23 protein-coding genes, 2 tRNA genes and 1 pseudogene are annotated in these 20,732 nt (G+C 34.2%); 22 read left to right on the top strand and 4 right to left on the bottom strand.

The genetic code is table 11. The features are described 5' to 3' along the window. From H5T44_04395 to H5T44_04385, 3 genes are all read left to right on the top strand, one after another. On the top strand, positions 1 to 1,735 hold a 1,735-nt coding region (locus H5T44_04395; GenBank protein MBC7081462.1), incomplete at its 5' end, for a hypothetical protein. Then, complete coding sequence (locus tag H5T44_04390; protein ID MBC7081461.1) at positions 1,732 to 2,121, top strand: NUDIX hydrolase; 390 nt, start codon at positions 1,732 to 1,734, stop codon at positions 2,119 to 2,121. The genes H5T44_04395 and H5T44_04390, both read left to right, overlap by 4 nt. Beyond that, positions 2,111 to 2,302 carry a hypothetical protein gene (locus tag H5T44_04385; GenBank protein ID MBC7081460.1) on the top strand — a complete coding sequence of 64 codons (192 nt, stop codon included), beginning with the start codon at positions 2,111 to 2,113 and terminating at the stop codon, positions 2,300 to 2,302. Before H5T44_04390 ends, H5T44_04385 begins: the two co-directional genes overlap by 11 nt. On the opposite strand, the gene H5T44_04380 is transcribed toward H5T44_04385, so the two are convergent. After that, on the bottom strand, positions 2,303 to 3,067 hold the full coding sequence (locus H5T44_04380) for a dihydroorotate dehydrogenase electron transfer subunit (GenBank protein ID MBC7081459.1): 765 nt from the start codon (positions 3,065 to 3,067) through the stop codon (positions 2,303 to 2,305). A gap of 45 nt (positions 3,068 to 3,112) precedes the next feature. Between H5T44_04380 and H5T44_04375 the strand changes: the two genes are divergently transcribed. The 4 genes from H5T44_04375 (at position 3,113) to H5T44_04360 (ending at position 6,625) form a co-directional block, all read left to right on the top strand. Further along, the gene (locus H5T44_04375) at positions 3,113 to 3,343 is read left to right on the top strand and encodes a hypothetical protein (GenBank protein ID MBC7081458.1); all 231 of its coding nucleotides are present in this window, start codon (positions 3,113 to 3,115) and stop codon (positions 3,341 to 3,343) included. Further along, positions 3,340 to 4,785 carry a nitroreductase family protein gene (locus tag H5T44_04370; protein MBC7081457.1) on the top strand — a complete coding sequence of 482 codons (1,446 nt, stop codon included), beginning with the start codon at positions 3,340 to 3,342 and terminating at the stop codon, positions 4,783 to 4,785. Before H5T44_04375 ends, H5T44_04370 begins: the two co-directional genes overlap by 4 nt. Positions 4,786 to 4,894: 109 nt before the next feature. Further along, entirely contained in the window at positions 4,895 to 5,305 is a 411-nt protein-coding gene (locus tag H5T44_04365; protein ID MBC7081456.1) for a response regulator, read from the top strand. A 42-nt stretch (positions 5,306 to 5,347) separates the two neighbouring features. After that, positions 5,348 to 6,625: a beta-lactamase family protein gene (locus tag H5T44_04360; protein ID MBC7081455.1), complete on the top strand. Its 1,278-nt coding sequence runs from the start codon at positions 5,348 to 5,350 to the stop codon at positions 6,623 to 6,625. An 8-nt stretch (positions 6,626 to 6,633) separates the two neighbouring features. Here the strand turns inward: H5T44_04360 and H5T44_04355 are convergent, their stop codons facing one another. Beyond that, complete coding sequence (locus H5T44_04355; GenBank protein MBC7081454.1) at positions 6,634 to 7,674, bottom strand: radical SAM protein; 1,041 nt, start codon at positions 7,672 to 7,674, stop codon at positions 6,634 to 6,636. A gap of 107 nt (positions 7,675 to 7,781) precedes the next feature. Between H5T44_04355 and H5T44_04350 the strand changes: the two genes are divergently transcribed. The 9 genes and pseudogenes from H5T44_04350 to H5T44_04310 all read left to right on the top strand — a co-directional run bounded on the left by H5T44_04350 (position 7,782) and on the right by H5T44_04310 (position 17,175). After that, positions 7,782 to 8,192, top strand: a complete 411-nt coding sequence (locus tag H5T44_04350; GenBank protein ID MBC7081453.1) for a 6,7-dimethyl-8-ribityllumazine synthase — start codon at positions 7,782 to 7,784, stop codon at positions 8,190 to 8,192. Next, the gene (locus tag H5T44_04345) at positions 8,186 to 8,914 is read left to right on the top strand and encodes a glucose 1-dehydrogenase (protein MBC7081452.1); all 729 of its coding nucleotides are present in this window, start codon (positions 8,186 to 8,188) and stop codon (positions 8,912 to 8,914) included. Before H5T44_04350 ends, H5T44_04345 begins: the two co-directional genes overlap by 7 nt. Further along, positions 8,911 to 9,489: a hypothetical protein gene (locus H5T44_04340; protein MBC7081451.1), complete on the top strand. Its 579-nt coding sequence runs from the start codon at positions 8,911 to 8,913 to the stop codon at positions 9,487 to 9,489. Before H5T44_04345 ends, H5T44_04340 begins: the two co-directional genes overlap by 4 nt. Then, positions 9,414 to 9,716, top strand: a pseudogene (locus tag H5T44_04335) (hypothetical protein). The gene H5T44_04340 and the pseudogene H5T44_04335 overlap by 76 nt, the downstream one beginning before the upstream one ends. Positions 9,717 to 9,740: 24 nt before the next feature. After that, complete coding sequence (locus tag H5T44_04330; GenBank protein MBC7081450.1) at positions 9,741 to 12,311, top strand: ATP-dependent helicase; 2,571 nt, start codon at positions 9,741 to 9,743, stop codon at positions 12,309 to 12,311. Continuing rightward, positions 12,299 to 13,003, top strand: coding sequence for a metallophosphoesterase (locus H5T44_04325; protein MBC7081449.1), 705 nt, complete (start codon positions 12,299 to 12,301; stop codon positions 13,001 to 13,003). The genes H5T44_04330 and H5T44_04325 overlap by 13 nt, the downstream gene beginning before the upstream one ends. 39 nt (positions 13,004 to 13,042) lie before the next feature. After that, positions 13,043 to 15,613: a pyruvate, phosphate dikinase gene (locus H5T44_04320; GenBank protein ID MBC7081448.1), complete on the top strand. Its 2,571-nt coding sequence runs from the start codon at positions 13,043 to 13,045 to the stop codon at positions 15,611 to 15,613. 163 nt (positions 15,614 to 15,776) lie between these two features. After that, the gene (prf1, locus tag H5T44_04315) at positions 15,777 to 16,976 is read left to right on the top strand and encodes a peptide chain release factor 1 (protein MBC7081447.1); all 1,200 of its coding nucleotides are present in this window, start codon (positions 15,777 to 15,779) and stop codon (positions 16,974 to 16,976) included. 34 nt (positions 16,977 to 17,010) lie between these two features. Further along, positions 17,011 to 17,175 carry a hypothetical protein gene (locus H5T44_04310; GenBank protein MBC7081446.1) on the top strand — a complete coding sequence of 55 codons (165 nt, stop codon included), beginning with the start codon at positions 17,011 to 17,013 and terminating at the stop codon, positions 17,173 to 17,175. Here the strand turns inward: H5T44_04310 and H5T44_04305 are convergent. Continuing rightward, positions 17,162 to 17,794, bottom strand: coding sequence for a hypothetical protein (locus H5T44_04305; GenBank protein ID MBC7081445.1), 633 nt, complete (start codon positions 17,792 to 17,794; stop codon positions 17,162 to 17,164). The genes H5T44_04310 and H5T44_04305 overlap by 14 nt on opposite strands. Before the next feature lie 75 nt (positions 17,795 to 17,869). Between H5T44_04305 and H5T44_04300 the strand changes: the two genes are divergently transcribed. From H5T44_04300 to H5T44_04285, 4 genes are read left to right on the top strand one after another with little or no spacing between them, the layout of a single operon-like run. Continuing rightward, positions 17,870 to 18,121 (top strand): SemiSWEET transporter, encoded by a 252-nt coding sequence (locus H5T44_04300; GenBank protein MBC7081444.1) that lies wholly within the window; start codon positions 17,870 to 17,872, stop codon positions 18,119 to 18,121. 32 nt (positions 18,122 to 18,153) lie between these two features. Continuing rightward, positions 18,154 to 18,612 carry a PadR family transcriptional regulator gene (locus H5T44_04295; protein ID MBC7081443.1) on the top strand — a complete coding sequence of 153 codons (459 nt, stop codon included), beginning with the start codon at positions 18,154 to 18,156 and terminating at the stop codon, positions 18,610 to 18,612. 1 nt (position 18,613) lies between these two features. After that, positions 18,614 to 19,573 (top strand): ATP-binding cassette domain-containing protein, encoded by a 960-nt coding sequence (locus tag H5T44_04290; GenBank protein MBC7081442.1) that lies wholly within the window; start codon positions 18,614 to 18,616, stop codon positions 19,571 to 19,573. Then, a complete protein-coding gene (locus H5T44_04285; GenBank protein MBC7081441.1) occupies positions 19,570 to 20,334 on the top strand; it encodes an ABC transporter permease in 765 nt (254 codons plus the stop codon). Before H5T44_04290 ends, H5T44_04285 begins: the two co-directional genes overlap by 4 nt. Here the strand turns inward: H5T44_04285 and H5T44_04280 are convergent. After that, a tRNA-Ser gene (locus tag H5T44_04280) sits at positions 20,335 to 20,416 on the bottom strand. Between the two features lie 36 nt (positions 20,417 to 20,452). On the opposite strand from H5T44_04280, the gene H5T44_04275 reads away from it, so the two are divergent. Next, a complete protein-coding gene (locus H5T44_04275) occupies positions 20,453 to 20,650 on the top strand; it encodes a hypothetical protein (GenBank protein MBC7081440.1) in 198 nt (65 codons plus the stop codon). Continuing rightward, a tRNA-Glu gene (locus H5T44_04270) sits at positions 20,650 to 20,722 on the top strand. Before H5T44_04275 ends, H5T44_04270 begins: the two co-directional genes overlap by 1 nt. Positions 20,723 to 20,732: the final 10 nt, after the last annotated feature.

Raw genomic sequence — 20,732 nt, 5'->3', positions numbered from 1 at the left:
AAAAATTGATTATTCTTTGCCAGAGAAAACATTCGCTTCAACATATGATTTCCTAATAATTTCTCCTGATGCATGGGTAAGCGAGCTATCTTTGCTTAAAGAGCATAAGGAAAGCAAGGGAATAAAAACAATAGTAGTAGGGTTAAATGAAATTTATACTCATTCATCAGCAAGAAAAGGAAGAGATGATGCAGAAAAAGTGAAGTATTTCATAAAGAATGCAATTGAGGAATGGGGAATAAAATATGTAATGCTTGTTGGTGATGCGGACATATTTCCTGTTAGATATGCTTCCCTTTCCATAGAAGAGCCTAAAGAAACTCCATGTGACCTGTATTATGCGGACATATATTATTCAAATGGCTCTTTCTCTTCATGGGATGCTGATAAAGATAAAAAATATGGAGAGAGAATTGATGATAGGCCAGATTTAGTCCCCGATTTACATTTATCAAGATTACCAGCGGGTGATTTAAATGAATTAAATATTGCAATTGAAAAGATAATAAATTACTCTACTCCTCCAATGAAAGCTATAATGGTTGGAGTGGAACTTTTTTGGGACACAAAAGAGAGAGAAGGTGAATATTTAAAAGAAGAGATAAATAACTACATAAATTTTGATGTTATAAGGCTATATGAAACAAGTGATTATATAAAAGATGGGGATGCAAATGCAATTAACATTGCAAAATTTATAAATGAAGGAGCAATGCTTTTAAATTTTGCATCCCATGGAAATCCATATGGAATGGGATGGGAGAGCGGTGGCTTCTGGATTGATGAGTTAAGCATGCTGAAGAATAAATACTTACCGATTGTTTTCGCAATGGCCTGCTCCACAAATGAGTTTGATACAACAGATTGCTTTGGTGAAAAATTTGTTTTGAGCAATTACGGAGCAATTGCTTATTCTGGCAGTAGCAGGGTTGCATATGTATATCTTGGAAATGGAATAAAATCTGGACTTGCTGGTTATCTTGATAGAGCATTTTTCAGGGCATATTATGATGGATGTAGAAGTGTTGGTGAAATTTTTTCGAGAGCAAAAATAGATTATATAAACACAATTACATTTAAAGGCGAACACGATTATCTCACCCTTTATGAATATAATCTCCTTGGTGACCCCACAATTGAAATTTCTCAAATGCCATTGACCTCAAGGGTTTATGTAAGCGATGAAAAATCAAATGCTCCAATAAAAGTTTGGGTTGAGGCGGAAAATAATTCAACAGTTGATATATACTACAGGAAGAAAATAGGGCTTGGAGGGAAATGGAAAATATATTGCACACTGGAAAGCGAGCGTGAAATTGATTTCATACCAGAGGAGGAAGGTTATTATGAATTTTACAGCATATTGAGGAAGGGAAATTACACCGAAAAGAAGCCCGCGGTGGCGGATGCGCATTGCTTTTTTGATTTCTCTCCTCCTTCAATAAATGTTGTTAAGCCAAAAGAAGGGAAGTTGTATATTTTTGGAAAGGAAGTTATGGAAATAAATTCAAATTTTGCAATAGTTATAGGGAGAATAAAAATAGAAGTTATTGCGGATGCGGAAAAAATTGAGTTATATATAGATAATGAGCTAAAAAATGTATCATATGAAAGCCCGTTTTTGTGGTTATGGAAAGAACCATCATTTGGTTGGCATGAAATAAAATTTGTTGCATATGATGAAGTTGGAAATGTTGCGGAGAAAAAAATAAAAGTTTTCTCTGTGATAATATGAAGCCGAGCATTGCGGTTGATGGGATATTAATAAAGGATAATAAGATTCTCCTGATAAAGAGAAAGAATGAGCCATTTAAAGATAAATGGGCCTTGCCAGGAGGATTTGTTGAATATGGTGAGAAAGTAGAGGATGCGATATTCAGGGAATTCAAGGAAGAAACTGGAATGAATGTAAGAATTAAAAAATTGTTTGGAGTTTATTCTGATCCAAATAGAGATCCAAGAGGACATATAATATCCATTGTATTTTTACTTGCCTCAGACGATGAGCCAGTAGCGGGAGATGATGCAATTGATGCAAGATTTTTTGATTTAAATAGCTTGCCGGATTTAGCTTTCGATCATAAAAAAATAATAGAAGAGGTGATAAAACATGGAGTGTAGAAAAGAGAAAAATTTGAAGGATTGTCCCTGCAGTTATGAGCCTTGTGAGAGGAAAGGAATATGCTGCGAGTGCCTGAGATATCATTTAAGAAATAAAGAATTGCCCGCCTGCTTTTTCCCTCCGGAAGCGGAGAGAACTTATGACAGAAGTTTTGAGAAATTCATTGCGGTTTGGAAATAGCTATATCTTTATTTTCCTCCCCGCCTCATTCCTTCTGAATTTCCCAAAATCCTTCATCCTTTCCAAATCTTTTTCATCAAAAACAGGGCCATCTTTGCATACATGATATCCATCTATTGCACATGAATCACATATTCCAACCCCGCATTTCATATATCTTTCAAGGCTCGCCTGCATCCTTATTTTATTTTTTCTGCAAAGTTCAAAAATTTTTTTCATCATTATTTCGGGCCCGCAAGTATATACAACATCAAAATTTTCTTCCTCAATCAATTTTTCAGCAACCTCGCTGGCAAATCCTTTAAAGCCAATGCTTCCATCATCTGTTGAAATATAGATTTCAGCAAAATCCTCAATTTCATCCAAAAATATCAGCAAATCTTTATTTCTTGCACCAATTATCACATGCTTTTCCCCTTTATATTTTCTTATAAGTGGCATAATAGGCGCAATCCCTGTTCCGCCCGCAACAAATAGAGCTTTTTTCCCAATCTCTGAGAAACCTTTTCCATATGGTCCTCTCACCCCGATTTTATCTCCTTCCTTCATTTTATGCAGTTTTTCCGTTGCTTCTCCTACTTTCTCTACAGTTATTGCCTGAAAATCTCCAATATAGCTCAGTGACATTGGTATTTCATCAATTCCAGGAATCCAGATCATTACAAATTGCCCTGGCTTTGCTTTTTTTAATTCATTGCAACAGAAAAAAAATGTTTTATGAATGGGAGATTCTTCAACAATTTTTTCTATTTTGCAAACTTGCATGCTCTTAAATCCAATAAATTTAAATATTTTTGTGTATATAAAAATATGAAAAAAATAGGTGCATTTATTACAAGCTTTATTGTTATGGGAATTTCTTTTATAGGAGCTTATGTTAATTTGAGTGAAGCTCCTCACGGATTTATAAAAGCGGATATTTATTTTAATGGAAATATATCATATGTTGCTCCATTCCCCACTACAAATTTTTTAATTCCATTTATTTTGCCCCATGAAATATATTTTGGAAGAGCTTTTCAAATTAGCGACATAAGATGAAGAAATTAATCTTCTTAACCGCATTATTGTTTTTTTCTACAAATCTCCCTATGAATGGTGAATATATCTATTTACCCCCTCCTCACCTTCCAGAAATTTTACTTGAAGATGCTATTTCAAGAAGAGTTTCAATAAGAGAATTTTCTGAAAGAGAAATATCTCTTGAAAATATTTCCTCGCTTTTATGGGCAACTAACCTTGTAGCGAGCGCGGATAGACGCGCCTCCGTGAATATTTATGTAATAATGGAGGGAGGGGTCTACAGATACATTCCTTCAAATCATTCCCTTAAAATTTTCAGGAAAGGAGATTTTAGATGGGTCGGAGATTATGACACCGCATATCTTAAAATAGGGCTGACATGGAATAAAAGCTGTGGGAAAAATGAGAATTTTTCAGCATTTCAAATGGGGAGTATAGGGCAAAACATATACTTTATTTCAAACTCCCTCAATTTAGGAACAGTAACAACCGCTGGAAAAGCATATGAATTATATTACATAGGCCTACCAATTGATGAAAAGCCACTCATTATCATGCCAGTTGGTTACCCATCCAGACCCTACAATTTTTATTACTCTCCTTACAACACTTCTCTCCCATTTCCAGGAAACGGGAGCAAAAATTTAGTTGATGCAATGCTTGAAAAGAACAGAGAAGAATTTTTATATGGCGAGTTAAATGAAAGAGAAATATCCCAGTTGCTATGGGCTTCATATGGTTACTCCTACTTCTTCGATGCCCTTCACGGCCGGCGCCACCGCACCGTCCCGAGCTCCCATGCAACATACCCACTTGAGATATTCTTTGCAAATTCTTCTGGTTTCTTCCATTATTTGCCAGAAAATCATTCCCTTGAGCTGGTGATTGATGAAGATGTGAGGGGAGAGATTTGGCCATCTTGGGCAAGAAATGCAAATCTGTTTTTTATCTATCTGAATTTAAGTAAGGCAGGTGAATCGTGGGCATGGTATTATGAAGCGGGCGCAATCTGGCAGAATTTATTGCTCGAAGCAACTTCTCTTAATCTCTCCGCCAATGTTATTCCTAATTTTGAAATCGGTGATAAACTTAAATTTGAGGGATTAAAGGCATTGCTAGTCATGGAGGTCGGGAAAAAATATGGAGATGATTTTGAAAAACCCGTGGTAAGAATAGTTTATCCAGAAGAAAAATTTATTTATATCCTCGGTAAGAAGTTGATACCTTCAAAAAATACAATCATAATAGGAGGAATTGAAGCAGAAATTGAAGTAAAGGATGATGCCTTGTTAATAGTTGAGTATAGAGTAAATGGAAAAATTATAGGAGAAGGATATAAAGGAGCATTCTCGATTAAGTTACCTCATTCATTGATCAAAAAATCCTATTTTGAAGCAATTGCATTTGATTACTCAGGAAATAAGGCAAGTGATGGAATAGAATATTTAAAGATTTTATGAGACCTTCAAAAATCTGAAAATTTAAAAATAATTTCCCTATTTTTTATCAGTAAGAAGTGTTCTCATTTTACCGAAATGTTTAAATACTCAAAAGTATTTTGTTAGCAATATGCTATCAAAGCTCTCGAACAGAAAATTAATGCTTGTAATTGAAGATGACGAATTAATACAAGATTTGATAAAAAGATATTTAGCTAATTCAAATGTTGAAATAGTCCCCGCTTATGATGGAAATGAAGGAGTTGAAAAATACAAATATTTGATTGAAAGAGGAAAAAGACCAGATATTGTTGTAGTTGACATAGGTTTGCCATTTAAAAACGGAATTGAAGCTACCAAAGAAATTTTAAGTATTGATCCTTCCGCAAAAATTTATGGTTTTACCGCATTTTATGGAACTGAAAAAGCTAAAAAACTGCTTGAAGCGGGAGCAAAGAAGATAATATCTCGCTCTCTCGGTTTTGAAACCTTTAGAAATATTATAGAAGAAGAGCTAAAAAAAGAAGAAATAGTTAAGTAAATACTCAAGTAAAAATATTTAAACTTTAAGACAATTATTTTCATGAGGAAAATTGTAGCAATTTGTGTGGTATTTATTCTTCTAACCGCATTTTCAACAGGGAAAATATTGAGAAATACAAGAATATACGATTTTGACAGGAAGATTGAAAAAATAATGGAAATAGCACATTTTTCATCTCTTTCCGCATGCATAATCAAGAATAATGAAATAATTTGGAGCAAAGGATACGGCATTTATGACAGAGAAAATAATAAAAAAACGGATGAAAATGTAATATATTTAGTTGCATCAATATCAAAGACAATAACCGCAACCGCAATAATGCAGTTATATGAAAAAGGATTGCTGAATTTGGATGATGATGTGAATAAATATCTACCCTTTAATTTAAGAAATCCAAATCATCCAGATAAGCTGATTACAATAAGAATGCTACTCGCCCATCAATCAAGTTTAGCAAGTGATCCGCCCGCATTTTACTGCTATTTTCCCGCAACACTGAATTTATCTGGCTACCCATATCCATGGCTCAAGGAATATTTAGTTCCCGGTGAAGTAAATTACAAGCCGCAGGCGTGGGCGGAATATGCGCCTGGCGAGGAGATGAGTTATGCAAATGTGGGCTATTCATTACTCGGTTATATTGTGGAGAGGGTGAGCGGGCAAAACTTTGAGGAATATTCCAGAGAAAATATTTTTGAGCCACTTGGAATGAAAAATTCGAGCTTTATCCTAGCAAATTTGAATATAAGCAATGTGGCGGTTCCATATGTTTTTGAAAGAGGAGAATATTATCCATTGCTTCATTATAGCATTATTGATTATCCTGCTGGAGGTCTTCGCACAAATTTAATTGATTTATCAAAGTTTCTGTTAGCTCATATGAATGGTGGGGAATATAAAGGTGTGAGAATACTAAGCAAGGAAAGTGTTGAAGAAATGCAAAGAGTTCAATATGAAAGCAAAAAATACAGTTTTCAGTATGGACTCGGATGGCAGATATGGAAAAGAGGAGATGAAACTTATATAGGCCATACTGGTGGGCTCTATGGTGTTGCAACTGATATGAAATTTAGAGCATCTGACAATGTTGGCATAATATTCTTTACAAACAAGGAAGTATATAATTTGAGGGAAATAGTTGCATTCTCTCTAATAGAAAAACTGCTTTTCATGAAAGCGGATGGCGATAAAAAAATAAAAATATCGGAAGTTAAGGAAATAGTAAAAGAAAATATTCATCTGTTGAATTTAAACTGGAATGAGAAGGAAATAGTAAATGCTGTAAAAAACTTCTGCAGGGATTTAAACATTTAGTTTGTTGGCTAATTAAGAGGAGTAATCTCAACTTCTAGCCTGTCCGCGGTTGGATATTCTTCAATTAAGTAGCATTTATATGGCAAATAATCAACTATTTCCTCTAAAATAAATGGTGAAGTTTCTATCCTCCTCTTTTCCTCATCCCATACAATCAGCTTTTCATCTATTTCAAATTTTCTTCTTATTTCATCCAGCTTTTCCTTTTCCGCAATAATCACTCCTTTCAAAAGAGTTCCATCTTCAGTTATAATTTCATAAATTTTTGCAACATTTCTTGCTCTCCTCTCTATTCTTTTCCTGAGCTGAATCGCATCTTTAAAAGAAGAGGAGCAATAGTGCAATGGAATTGAGAAATCTTTTTCAATTAACTCATAAGCCATTTCTTCGCTACCTTTTACCGCTGAAGAAATATCATTTTTTGCAACATACCCGTATTTGCTTAACTCCTCAACATTTGTAACAGAAAATTCGAACTCATTTAAATTTATAAAATCAATTTCATATTTTTCAACATCTTCAAGAAACTTAATTGTATCATCTTTTAGGTGGGGTATAAGAGGAATTTCAATTCCTTTATCAATTCCACAGTTTTTAATAACTTCTCCAAGATTTGTTTTATCTATATTTTTCCAATATGATATATTTGGGTGAAATCTTATCTCATCCAGGCCCGCTTTTTCAACTTCTTTAACTTTTTCAATATCAAATGTAGAGGTATATAAATGGATATGATGCTCCAAGCCAAAATAATCTTTAAGCATCTTTATCGCATCAACAGTTTTATCAAGCACAAGCAATGGGTCACCGCCGGTTATACCTGTGCCCTCCGCATCTATCAGCTCCGCTTCCTCAATAATATCCTCCATCCTTTCAACCAGTTTTTCATTTGCATATATAACATCCTTTCCTTTCTTTTTTTCTGAAAGAGGACAGTAGAAGCAGTTGGATGAGCATAATCCAGTTATCAATAAAACAAGCTTTGCTCCCTTCTGGCATATCTTGCAACCCTTAGCAATCTTTTTTGTATAAAATGATTTCTTTGGCATTTTGTAAATTTTTTCCATAACAATAAATTTCCTCATCCTTAAATATTTTTCAGTAATTTTTTCATTTTTCAGCAAAAACATAAATATATTAAAAAAATATAGCATCGATGAAAGAAGAAATAAAAATAGGGATTGTTGTATCTGAATTTAACTATGATATAACAATGATGATGCTTGAAAGAGCAAAAGAGCATGCGGATTTTCTGGGGGCAAAAATTGTTAAAATTTTGAAAGTGCCTGGGGTTTTTGAAATACCTCTGGGAGTTAAAAGCATCATCGAAGAAGTGGATGGAGTTGTTGCAATTGGAACAGTTGTACAAGGAGAGACAAAGCATGATGAAGTTGTTATGCACAATGCCTGCAGAAAGATAATGGATTTATCAGTAGAATATGAAAAACCTATTGGTCTTGCAATAACAGGGCATGGAATTACAAGATTGCAGGCAGAAGAAAGAATAGACAGAGCCAAAGATGCGGTTGAAGCGGTGGTAAAGATGTGCAAATTGCTAAAATGTTGAATGGGAAAAGAGCGATAATAACTGGAGCAAGTAGGGGAATAGGAAAAGCAACCGCAATTCTTTTTGCAAAAAATGGTGCAAAAGTTGGAATTAATTATTTTAAGAGTGACGATGAAGCAAAAAATGTTTTGAAAGAAGTTAAAATATTTTCGGAAGGAATATTACTTAAGGGAGATGTCTCAAATTTTAAAGAAGCAAATAAAATAGTTGAAAAATTTGTCAAGAAATTTGGAGGAATTGATATTTTAGTAAACAATGCGGGAATATATAAGAGGAGAAAGTTTGAAGAGCTGAGCGAGGAGGAATGGGATGAGACAATAAAAATTAATCTAAAGGCCTCTTTTAATATGTGCAAATGCTGTCTTAGATACATGAAAAAGGGTAAAATAATATTTATCTCTTCACAGCTTGCATTAAGAGGCTCTTCACATGGAGCACATTATTCCGCGTCAAAATCCGCAATTCTTGGCCTAATGAAAAGTTTAGCTATAGAATTAGCCCCGAATATAAATGTGAATGCAATTGCTCCAGGAGTAATAAATACAGATATAATAGCAAATTACAGCGAGGAAGAAAGAAGGCGCAGGGCAAATGAAATACCTCTTAAAAGAATTGGTGAGCCAGAAGATGTTGCAAAAGTTTGTCTTTTTCTTGCCAGTGAGCTTGCTGACTATATTACTGGGGAAACAATAAATGTAAATGGAGGAATTTATATAGGATGAGGCAGGATAAAATTTCTGGAGCGAGTGAAATAGAGGATGTTTTTATCAGAAGAATAAAAGCATTTCTTGGAAAAAAAGAAATTTTCAATGAATGCCTGTCATTTCTCTCCTTATACCCTTCAATGGGTTCAATATGGCGAATAGCAAATCTATCATTTCTCCATGGAAGGAATGCAATAAAAAAATTTGAGATGATTAGAAAAGCAAAAGAAGAAGTTTTAAAAAATTCAATGAAATTAAATTTCTCAAAAATTTTAACTTATAGCAGAAGTTCAACCGTTGAAAAATTCATTTTATCAAAAAATTTAGAAGTAATATGCTCTGAATCCCGTCCAAAATTTGAAGGGAGAAAACTTATAAAGAATCTTGCTGGAAAAAATTTTACCTTGGTTGCGGATTGTGCAATTTTCTCTTTTATTGATAGAGTTGATGCGATTGTGGTGGGGGCGGATGCAATAGTGAATTATGGGATAGTTAATAAAGTTGGAACCTCTCCAATTGCTTTTTTGCAAAAACGAAGAAAAAACCTTTTTATGTTTTATCATCATCTTATAAAAGGTTTCCTTTTGTTATGATTAGAGAAGAAAGAGGTGAGGAGATATGGAAAGAGAAGATAAAAAATTTGAAAATAAGAAATTTTTATTTTGATTTTACTCCCTCCAACCTAATCTCATTTTTTGTAACTGAAAAAGGAATTAGCAGAAGGATGCCAGGATTTAGGGAGGAGATAGCGGATGAAATTATTGAAATAAAGAAAATTCTTGAAGAAAAAAATTACCATATTGTTGGCAAAGCTTTTTAAATTTAAAGTTTTAATAATGATAGAATGATAGAATTTGCAAAAAATGAATACACTGATGAGGAAATATACCGCATATTTGTTCCAGAGATTAGAGAATGGTTTAGAAAAAAATTTGGGGGCTTTACTCCAGCACAGAGATACGCAATAATGGAAATTCATAATGGAAATAATACTTTAATTTCCTCTCCAACAGGCTCAGGAAAAACCCTTTCCGCTTTTCTTGCGGGAATAAATGAATTACTTATTTTAGCAAAAGAAGGGAAGCTTGAAGATAAAATATACATATTATATGTTTCTCCTCTCAAAGCTTTAAACAATGATATTGAAAGAAATCTGAGAGAGCCTTTAAAAGAGATTTATGAGGAATATGATATAAAGGAAGAGATAAGAATAGGTGTGAGGACTGGTGATACTCTCTCCAGGGATAGGCAAAAACAAAAAGAAAAAACACCACATATATTAATAACAACCCCAGAAAGCCTTGCAATCATTTTGAATGCCCCGATTTTTTCTAAAAAATTAAGAGATGTTAAATGGATTATAGTTGATGAAGTTCATGCTCTTGCTGATAATAAAAGAGGGGTTCATCTCTCCTTGTCCCTTGAAAGACTTGCATACAGGATGGAAAAAGAGCCAATAAGGATTGGTTTATCCGCAACAATTCACCCGATGGAAGAGATTGCAAAGTTTTTAGTCGGGGTAAATAGAAAGTGCACAATTGTTGATGTAAATTTCCTCAAAAAAATGGATTTAAAAGTTATTTCTCCTGTAGATGATTTAATATACACTTCTTCAAAAGATTTATCAGATGCTTTATACAGTTTGCTTTATAAATTAATAAAAGAGCATAAAACAACATTAATTTTTACAAATACAAGGAGTGCAACTGAAAGAGTTGTTTTTCATCTTAAAAGCAAATTTAAAGATTTAGAAAATAAAATAGAAGCCCATCATGGTTCTCTTTCAAGAGATGTTAGGTTAAGAGTTGAGGAAAGATTAAAAAAGGGTGAGTTGAAGTGTGTTGTATCTTCAACAAGCCTGGAACTGGGAATTGATATTGGTTATATAGATTTAGTAATTTTGCTCGGCTCTCCTAAAAGTGTTACAAGAGCATTGCAGAGAATAGGCAGGAGCGGGCATTTCCTGCATGAAACATCAAAAGGAAGGATAGTTGTTCTTGATAGGGATGATCTGGTTGAATGTGTTGTTCTTGCAAAAGAAGCAAGAGAAGGAAGACTTGATAAAGTTAAAATACCAAATAATGCTCTTGATGTCCTTGCCCAGCATATAGTTGGAATGGCAATAGAGAAAAAATGGAGTGTGGAAGAAGCATATTCCTTGATAAGAAAAGCATATCCCTACAGAAATTTACCAAAAAGCGATTTAATAAGATTACTTCACTACCTCGCGGGTGAGCATGAAGAGCTCGAAGAAAAAAAAGTTTATGGAAAGATATGGTTCGATGAAAAGGATGGCGTCTTCGGTAGGCGGGGGAAGATGGCACGCCCAATATATTATCTCAATACTGGCACAATTCCTGATGAAGTAGCAATAAAAGTTTATACAACTGATTACCATTATGTTGGGAAAGTTGAGGAGCCTTTTGCTGAGAGGTTGAAGAAAGGAGATATATTTGTTCTTGCGGGGAATACTTATGAATTTGTTAAATCAAGAGAAATGAGTATTTTTGTTATTCCAAAGCCGAACACCAGTCCTACCATTCCATCATGGTTTTCAGAGCAACTTCCCCTGAGCTTTGATTTGGCAATGGAAATATCAAAATTTAGGAGAAAAATAAAGAAAATGATAGAAAGGGGTGAGGATGTCAAAAATTATTTAAAAAATGAATATAAGATTGATGAAAAGACCGCAATTGCTATAGAAAACTATTTTATGGAGCAAAATCATTTTTTTATTCCAGATGACAAAAACTTGCTTGTGGAAATTTTTGAGAAAGAGGGTTTAAGATATATAATCTTCCATACTCTTGTTGGAAGAAAGGCAAATGAAGCAATTTCAAGAATATTCGCTTATAGAATAACCAAAAAATATAAAGTGAATGTAAGAATTGCAATAAGTGACAATGGATTTGCGATAATCTATCCTTCATATAAAAAGGAGATAAGGAAGGAAGATATTTTCTCCCTTTTCTCTACAAAAAATATGGATGGGGATCTGACAAATGCTTTGAGCGATACCGAGATATTGAAGAGGAGATTCAGGCATGTAGCAACAAGAAGTTTATTAGTTCTAAGAAACTATCTGGGCTATGAGATGAGTGTTGCAAAACAGCAGAGAAATGCATCTGTGCTTTTCAAAGTTGTTAATGAAATAGATAAAAATTTTCCCGCTCTCAAAGAAACTTATAGAGAAATAAAAGAAGATGCAATGGATATAGAGAATGCTAAAAATTTTATAAGGAAAGTTGAGAAAGGTAGGATAAAAGTTACCATTGCTACCTATCCTCTTCCATCTCCATTTTCATTTAATATGGTGGCAATTGGCTCAACAGATGTTGTTTTAATGGAGGACAGGAAAGAAATGATAAAGGAAATGCATAAAGAATTGATGGAAATGATAAAATGTATGAAATAAAAAAATATGGTTTTAAGATAAGCAATCTTTATTCCATTTTAATTGACAATATTGCAGTATTCTCAGATTTACATATAGGCTATGAAGGGGTTTTAAGGATGGAAGGAGCGATGATTCCAAAATATCAGAAAAAAGTAATAAAAAAGAGAATAGAGGAAATAATTAGAAGATATAATCCTGATAAAATTGTTATAAACGGGGATTTTAAGCATGAATTTGGAAAGAATTTGAAGCAGGAATGGAATGAAGTGAGTGAGCTTTTAGATTTTTTAGTCAAAAAGCTTGAAGTAATTATTGTTAGAGGAAATCATGATAACTTTATAAAAACAATTGCAAAAAAATTTAATGTTGAAGTTAAAGATGAATATGAATATGGGGAAATAAAATTTGTTCACGGGCATAAAGAGGCAAATGGAGATAAAATTGTAATTGGACATGAGCATCCGTCCCTAGTTATTAGGGACAAAGTAGGTGTTGTAGCAAAATTACCCTGCTTTTTAATTAGCAAGGAAATGGTTGTTTTGCCCGCAATGAGTCCTCTGGCAAGTGGAACAGATGTATCATCCGCATCAAATGAAGAATATCTTTCCCCGATACTAAAAAGCTATGATGTTGATGTAATGGAAATATATGCAATAAGTGATGAATTGATGCATTTTTCATCTGTTGGTAAAATTAAAAGAGTAATTTAAAAACGAAAATTATTTAAATTGCTTTGTATAGAAGTGAAAATGAAATATGTATATCTATTTGAGGAAGGAAATAAGGAAATGAGCAGAATTCTTGGAAATAAGGGAGCACATTTATGTGAATTAGTTAAAATAGGGGTTCCTGTTCCTCCTGGCTTCATAATTTCAACAGATGCTTGCAGGAGATATTTTGAGGAAGGGAAGATAAGTGAGGATATAAGAGAAGAAATTTTAAATGCTCTTAAGAAATTAGAAGAAAGGACAGGTAAAAAGTTTGGAGGAGATGAGCCATTGCTTCTTTCTGTGCGCTCTGGGGCGCCTGTTTCGATGCCTGGAATGATGGATACTATAATAAATCTTGGAATGAGTGAGGAGATTGTTGAAAAAATCTCTGATAAGAGATTTGCATATGATGCTTTCAGGCGTTTTCTTGCAATTTTTGGTAAAGTTGCTATGGGAATAGATGCTAAAAAATTTGATGAATTGCTTGATAATAAAAAGAAGGAGGAAGGTGTTGAAGAAGATAGCCATCTTCATCTCAATGCGCTAAAAGAGATTGTTGAAGAATATAAGAAAATTTTTGATTTGCCAGACCCTTATGAGCAACTTTTCATAGCTATTTCTGCGGTTTTTAATTCCTGGAATAATGAGAGGGCGATAAATTACAGGAAAATTAAGAATATACCTCATGATCTCGGTACAGCAGTCATTGTGCAGGTAATGGTTTTTGGGAATCTTGGAAATGATTCATGTACTGGAGTTATTTTTACGAGAAATCCATCTGATGGAAAAAACAAAATCTATGGAGAATTTCTGATAAATGCACAGGGTGAGGATATAGTATCTGGAAAAAGAACACCTTTACCTATTGAAAAGTTAAAGGAAATAAATCCAAATTTATATGAGGAAATATGTAATGTATCAAAGAAAATTGAAAGACATTATAGAGATATGCAGGATATAGAATTTACTGTTGAAAGAGGTAAATTATATATACTTCAAACTAGAAAAGGAAAGAGAACTGCAAAAGCGGATGTGAAAATAGCCTTTGATATGGTGAAAGAAGGGTTGATAGGAAAGGAAGAGGCGTTACTCAGGATAGATACAAGCTCATTGAATCAGCTGTTGCACAAGCGCATAAAAGAAGCATCCCAAAGAATAGCAAAAGGCCTGCCCGCCTCACCCGGCGCAGCGATCGGAAAAATTTGCTTATCCCCAGATGAAACATATGAAAAAGGGCTGAAAGAAAAAATCATTTTAATAAGAGAGGAGACAAGCCCGGATGATATTCATGGGGTTGCGAGAGCGCAGGGCGTCATAACCGCAAGAGGAGGACTTACATCCCATGCAGCGGTTGTCAGCAGGGGCTTAGGGATTCCTTGCATTGTTGGATGTAATATAAAAATTGATGAGGGGAAGAAGGAGATATTTGCAAATGGAAGAATTCTTAAGGAAGGAGATTTCATTTCAATGGATGGAAGCACTGGAGATGTTTATGAAGGAATTGCAGAGCTTTCTGAAGCGGATTTTCCAGATGAGCTTAAAGAGATTCTTTCTTGGGCGGATGAAATCAGGAAAATGAAGGTTTATGCAAATGCGGATTTGCCAGAAGATGCTAAAAAAGCTATGGAATTCGGGGCGGAGGGAATAGGGTTATGTAGAACCGAGCATATGTTTTTAAATCCATCAAGACTTGAAATAGTTAGAAAAGCTATATTTGGAGATAGAAATGCACTGAATAAGCTTCTTGAATTGCAGAGAGGAGATTTTATTGAGATTTTTGAGATAGTTGGGGAGAAGCCAATAGTTATTCGCTTATTAGATGCTCCATTGCATGAGTTCCTCCCAAAATATGAAGAGCTTCTTGAGAAAAAAATAAAGGGAAAGATGAGTGAGGAAGAAGAAAAAGTATTTGAAATTGTTAAAAAATTAAGGGAAGCAAATCCAATGCTTGGTTTTAGAGGAGTAAGGCTTGGGATAAAGATGCCAGAAATATATGCAATGCAGACAAGAGCGATAATTGAAGCGGTTATAGAAGTGAAGAAAAAAGGAAATAATTCAATTCCTTATATTGAAATACCTGTGGTAAGTGATGCAAATGAGATAAGAAATGTTAAAAAGAATATAGTTAATGAGGTTGAAAAAATCTTTAAGGAAAAAGGAATGAAAGTTAGTTATAAAATAGGAACAATGATAGAATTGCCACGCGCCTGCCTCACCGCGGATGAAATTGGCAAAGAGGTTGATTTCATTTCTTTTGGGACAAATGATTTGACCCAGACAACATTTGGCTTCAGCAGGGATGATGCTGAAGAGAAATTTTTAAAGGAGTATATTGAAATGGGAATAATTCAGGAAGACCCATTTGTAACTCTTGATTTTAAAGGGGTGGGAGAGCTGATGAGAATTGCGGTTGAAAAAGCGAGAAGTGTAAATAGAAAAATAGAGATAGGAATATGCGGGGAGCACGGAGGAGAGGAGAAATCTATAAAGTTCTGCTATTCAATAGGGCTTGATTCCATAAGTTGTTCTCCATATCGCCTGATATCTGCCAGAATATCAGCAGCAAAAGCAAGCATTGAAAAAAATATTCCTGATCATTTAATCTTATAATAGCATCTTTTTTGCAATATTTATTTCCGCATAAAAAGAAACATCTTTATCCTATGGAGGAATAATTTAGTTATTGGCTTAATAAATTGCGAGTGGTGAATTAAGAAGGCAATGAAAAAATAAAATAACCAAAAATATTTAAAAACACTTTTATTTAGCTAAGATGCTTGAAAAAAAGGACAAATTCTTGCTTAAAAAGAAAATTGAGGAGTTAAGAAATATAAGGGGACAGCATACAGAGCTTATTTCTCTTTATATTCCTCCTACTCGCCAGATAAGCGATGTAATGGCATATTTAAGAAATGAATATTCTGAATCAACAAATATAAAATCTAAACAGACACGCAAAAATGTTTTGTCCGCAATTGAAGGAATAATGGCAAGACTGAAATATTTTAAATCTCCTCCCCCAAATGGCTTAGTTTTTTTTGTCGGTATGGTTGGTGAGCCACCAAAATTGTTTGCGGAAGTTATTGAGCCACCTGTCCCAATAAACACCTATCTTTATAGATGCGATTCCCAATTTTATCTTCAACCTCTTGAGGAAATTATAGAAGAGAAAGATGTATATGGTCTTCTTTTAATTGATAGAAGAGAATGCACAATTGGCTTCTTGCAGGGTAGCAGAATAGAATTGGCAACCTATATGACTTCTCGCGTCCCAGGCAAGCACGGCAAGGGCGGGCAGAGCCAGAGGAGATTTGAAAGGCTTACTGAAATAGCAGCTCATGAATGGTTTGTTAAAGCGGGAGAAAAAGCATCTCAACTTTTCCTTGAAAAAAATGTTAAAGGCGTGATTGTGGGGGGGCCTGGGCCTACTAAAAGGGAGTTTGTTAATGGGAATTATCTTGATTATAGGGTGAAGGAAAAAATAATCGGGTTATATGATACAGGATATACTGATGAATACGGGCTCAGGGAGCTTATAAATTCCGCATCAAATGATATAGAGGAGCTTGATATTGTAAAGGACAGGAAAGTTATGCAGAGATTTCTTGAAGAAATTAAGAAAAACAGCGGGCTTGCAATATATGGGGAGGAAGAGGTAAAGAATGCATTGATGGCTGGAATGCTTGATGTGCTTTTGATTTCATCGGAGCTTGAAAGATATAAGGTTAAGGCATATTGCACAAATTGTGGCTATAGTTTTGAAGGAATTGTTGAAAAGCTAAACATTCAATGCCCTAAATGCAATGGGAATATGGAAATAAAAGAAAAGAAGGATATAATTGAAGAATATGCGGAGCTTGCGGAAAAGTCATCAACTCAAATGGAAATAATAAGCAGGGAAAGCGAGGAAGGAGAGATACTATATAGAGCATTTAATGGAATAGCGGGGATATTGAGATATAGGAAAGAATAGAAGAAATATAAATATTAGATTTTAATATATTTTCATGGGTTGTTATATATGCGGGGCAAAAAGCTCAAATTCCTGCAATCATTGCTATAAACCGATATGCAAAGAGCATTCCTATTTCATAGAATCTATCTCCGCTTATCTATGCGAGAGTTGCTACAGCTCATTTGTTAATGGATCCCAAAATGTTATTTCTGAATAATTTTGCTGAAGCTTCCTGCATATATTTTTCCATTTCTTTTATAAAGCCATAACAAAATAATTTCTCCTTCTACTCCACTCGCATCTTTTACTTTTTCATCAAATAGATAAATTTCCCTACCATCAACAATAATTTTTCTAGAAAATTTTTCATAATTTCCATCAATTATTAATTCTGTTGGAAATTTCCTTTCAATTTTCCCTTTGAGGCAAAAAATTCCATCCTTTTCTCCAAAATCAATTTTTGTTTCAATCTTCTTATTTATTTTAGCTACACTTCCAAATTTTCCAACATTTATCTCAAGTCCATAAATTCCTTTTTTTGCAAAACCATTTACAATTCTTATTACATCTCCTTCATTCAAATAATTTAAAATTTTTTTATTTTCATCCCATAAATTTAGCACACAGTGCCCGCTTTCATCCCCTATAATGGCTATTGCTCTTTTTTCATCGATTTTCCCTTTACTTTCAATTTTTGCATCTATCGCAACATTTCCCTCCGCTTCAATTATCTTTTTTCTTTTTATCAAATTATTTTTTTCCATTAGAAGCAATTTCGTGGTTTCCTCATCTATAAGCCAATCAAATTTTTCCATTTCTAAGTTTATTTCATCCACATGCTTATCTAAACATTGTTTTTTATTTTTTCTAAATTTTCAGAAAGATATTTAATTGCCTAAGACTACATTTCTATGAATCCAACAATAATTGGACTATTTGCCGCTCTATTTACTACAATATCCTTTATTCCACAGGTTATAAAAACATATAAGCTTCGCAGAGCGGAAGATATATCTCTTGCAATGTATGTTTTATTTTGTACAGGAATATTTCTCTGGCTTATTTATGGTCTGATTATAAGGAATTTACCTATAATTTTGGCAAATTCAATAACACTTTCTTTATCTTCAATTGTTCTATTTTTCAAAATAAAATACGGTTAAATATTTATATGTCTTTTGATATATCTTGCGATATGTTTAAAGATATAAAAGAAATGAAAATTAAGGAAGCTATAAAACTAATGCTTTTAAATTACATGAAGGAAGGTAAAATACATGGTTATGCACTAATGAAAAAAATATCGGAAGATAGGGGAAAGAAGACAAGCACAGGAGTTATCTATCCTTTGCTTTCCGAGCTTGAAGAAGAAGGATTGATTAAATCCGAGAGTAAACAAAATAAAAAATTTTACAAGATAACTCTTAAAGGACTGAGTTATTTGAACAGGAGAAAGGAGAAATTTAGAGAAATTATTGAGCATATGAATAAAGCAAGGGAATTTGAAAAAATGGGTATGGATGAGCTTAGAGATGCTCTGCGAAGGGCATTTATCAAATTCGAAATGTTGAATGAAAAGCAGAAAAGAAAAATATCTAAAGTTATGAAAAATGCATCAAAGGAAATTAAATATATAGTTGAGCAGGGTAAATAATATGTATGCAATAGTCGTAGAAAATTTAACAAAAAAATTTGGCGAACTTGTGGCGGTAAATAATGTTTCATTTAAAGTAAAAAGTGGAGAAATCTTCTCCTTTCTCGGCCCAAACGGCGCAGGAAAAACAACCACAATTCACATTCTTGTCACCCTTTTAAAGCCAACCTCTGGCTCCGCTTTTGTGGCGGGGCATGATGTTCTGAAGGAGGCGAAAGAGGTGAGGAAGAAGATAGGGATAGTTTTTCAGGAGCCAAGTTTGGATGTAAATTTAACCGCATATGAAAATCTTTACATTCATGGAGGGATATATGGCTATTCAAGTAGTGAGTTGAAAAATAAAATAGATGAGTTGCTTAGATTTGTTGAGCTGGAAAATTTTAGGAATAAGGTTGTTAAGACATTTAGTGGAGGGATGGCAAGAAGGCTTGAGGTAGCAAAATCTCTTATTCATGAGCCAGAAATACTTTTCTTAGACGAGCCAACAATTGGGCTTGATCCTCAAACAAGGGTTAGGGTATGGGAATATATAGAGAGGTTGAGAGAGGAAAAAGATATAACTATATTTCTAACGACGCATTATATGGATGAGGCGGAGCAATTGTCAGATAGAATAGCAATAATAGACAATGGAAAATTAATTGCTTATGACACCCCTGAAAATCTTAAGAGCATGTTAGGAGAAGATATTATTTACATAAAAGCGGAAAATCCAGAATGTTTTGATGAAGATTTTACAAAAAATTGTAAAATTTTAGAAGATGGAAGAATTGAGATTAATGTTGATAATGCTAGCACCGCAATTCCAAAAATTTTTGAAATAGCCCAGAAAAAGGGTATAAAAATAAATGATATAACATATCACAAACCAACCCTTAATGATGTTTTTATTCATCTCACAGGAAAAGATTTGAGAGATAAAGAAAATTCTGAGCCAAAAATGAGGAGGAGATTTGCATGAGGGCTTTCCTAACCATGGTTTATAGACAAATAAAAAGGTTTTGGCGGGGAAAATCAAGAGTTGCGAGTGCAATAATAAACCCCATAATATGGCTTGTTTTCTTTGGGTTAGGATGGAGCAAAGTTTTTGATTCACCAATGGCAAAGCAGATTTTTGGAGGAATTGATTATATTTCCTTTCTTGCCCCAGGCCTTATGACAATGGGCCTATTCACTGCTTCATTTATCAGTGGTGTTACTGTTATATGGGATAAGCAATTTGGATTTCTTAAGGAAACGATGGTTGCTCCCGCATCAAGAAAAAGTATAATTGCGGGAAGAATATTTGGAGATGCAATAATTTCTTCAATTCAGGGATTTATAATACTCCTTTTTACATTTCCACTGGCAAAAGCATTAAAAATTAATGGCTTCATTCCCGCTTTGCTTGTCGGCTTTATTCTTTCAATCGCAATTTCATCAATGGGAGTCAGTTTGTCTCTTAAAATGGCCAGCATGGAAGGATTTCAGATGATAATGATGGTAATAATGATGCCCTTGATTTTTTTGAGCGGAGCAATATATCCAATAAATACAATGCCAAAGTGGATGCAATATATCGCTTATGTAAATCCATTGACTTATGCGGTTGATGCGTCTCGTGGCCTTTTGCTCGGGATTTCAAAATTCTCATTACTCACTGATTTCTCAGTTCTTTCAATAATAGCGATAATTTTCCTATCTTCAGCTATGCTTCTTTTTGAAAGGGCAACAATTGAATAGCGCTGGGAGCAGGATTCGAACCTGCGATGGCTTTCGCCAAGCGGCTCTCGAGGCCGCCGCCTTTCCGCTAGGCTATCCCAGCATAATTTTAATATTTGTGATTTTTATTAACCTTACTATGGAAATAGAGGTTGAAACGAGAGAAGGTACAAGGAAGGTTGAGATAAGCAAAAATGCTACGGGTGAGGAATTGCTAAATTTGCTGGGCATGGCAGTAGATTCATCTCTCATAATAGCGGATGGGAAACCAATGCCCTATAACGAAAAGTTGAGAGGGAAAAAGATAAAAATAATAAATGTTGCTACTGGCGGATAGCTCCCGTGGTGTAGCGGCCAATCATATCGGCCTCTCGAGCCGAAGACCCGGGTTCAAATCCCGGCGGGAGCATTTCGCAAAT

It is taken from the genome of Thermoplasmatales archaeon (assembly GCA_014361195.1).
In the GTDB taxonomy this organism is placed as follows: domain Archaea; phylum Thermoplasmatota; class E2; order UBA202; family JdFR-43; genus JACIWB01.
This window is presented reverse-complemented; position numbering and strand designations above follow the sequence as displayed.

Coding starts and splice junctions, on each gene's coding strand:
- H5T44_04390 (MBC7081461.1), top strand. CDS start 1,732: ATGAAGCCGAGCATTGCGGTTGATGGGATATTAATAAAGGATAATAAG.
- H5T44_04385 (MBC7081460.1), top strand. CDS start 2,111: ATGGAGTGTAGAAAAGAGAAAAATTTGAAGGATTGTCCCTGCAGTTAT.
- H5T44_04380 (MBC7081459.1), bottom strand. CDS start 3,067: ATGCAAGTTTGCAAAATAGAAAAAATTGTTGAAGAATCTCCCATTCAT.
- H5T44_04375 (MBC7081458.1), top strand. CDS start 3,113: ATGAAAAAAATAGGTGCATTTATTACAAGCTTTATTGTTATGGGAATT.
- H5T44_04370 (MBC7081457.1), top strand. CDS start 3,340: ATGAAGAAATTAATCTTCTTAACCGCATTATTGTTTTTTTCTACAAAT.
- H5T44_04365 (MBC7081456.1), top strand. CDS start 4,895: ATGCTATCAAAGCTCTCGAACAGAAAATTAATGCTTGTAATTGAAGAT.
- H5T44_04360 (MBC7081455.1), top strand. CDS start 5,348: ATGAGGAAAATTGTAGCAATTTGTGTGGTATTTATTCTTCTAACCGCA.
- H5T44_04355 (MBC7081454.1), bottom strand. CDS start 7,674: ATGCCAAAGAAATCATTTTATACAAAAAAGATTGCTAAGGGTTGCAAG.
- H5T44_04350 (MBC7081453.1), top strand. CDS start 7,782: ATGAAAGAAGAAATAAAAATAGGGATTGTTGTATCTGAATTTAACTAT.
- H5T44_04345 (MBC7081452.1), top strand. CDS start 8,186: ATGTTGAATGGGAAAAGAGCGATAATAACTGGAGCAAGTAGGGGAATA.
- H5T44_04340 (MBC7081451.1), top strand. CDS start 8,911: ATGAGGCAGGATAAAATTTCTGGAGCGAGTGAAATAGAGGATGTTTTT.
- H5T44_04330 (MBC7081450.1), top strand. CDS start 9,741: ATGATAGAATTTGCAAAAAATGAATACACTGATGAGGAAATATACCGC.
- H5T44_04325 (MBC7081449.1), top strand. CDS start 12,299: ATGTATGAAATAAAAAAATATGGTTTTAAGATAAGCAATCTTTATTCC.
- H5T44_04320 (MBC7081448.1), top strand. CDS start 13,043: ATGAAATATGTATATCTATTTGAGGAAGGAAATAAGGAAATGAGCAGA.
- prf1 (MBC7081447.1), top strand. CDS start 15,777: ATGCTTGAAAAAAAGGACAAATTCTTGCTTAAAAAGAAAATTGAGGAG.
- H5T44_04310 (MBC7081446.1), top strand. CDS start 17,011: ATGGGTTGTTATATATGCGGGGCAAAAAGCTCAAATTCCTGCAATCAT.
- H5T44_04300 (MBC7081444.1), top strand. CDS start 17,870: ATGAATCCAACAATAATTGGACTATTTGCCGCTCTATTTACTACAATA.
- H5T44_04295 (MBC7081443.1), top strand. CDS start 18,154: ATGTTTAAAGATATAAAAGAAATGAAAATTAAGGAAGCTATAAAACTA.
- H5T44_04290 (MBC7081442.1), top strand. CDS start 18,614: ATGTATGCAATAGTCGTAGAAAATTTAACAAAAAAATTTGGCGAACTT.
- H5T44_04285 (MBC7081441.1), top strand. CDS start 19,570: ATGAGGGCTTTCCTAACCATGGTTTATAGACAAATAAAAAGGTTTTGG.
- H5T44_04275 (MBC7081440.1), top strand. CDS start 20,453: ATGGAAATAGAGGTTGAAACGAGAGAAGGTACAAGGAAGGTTGAGATA.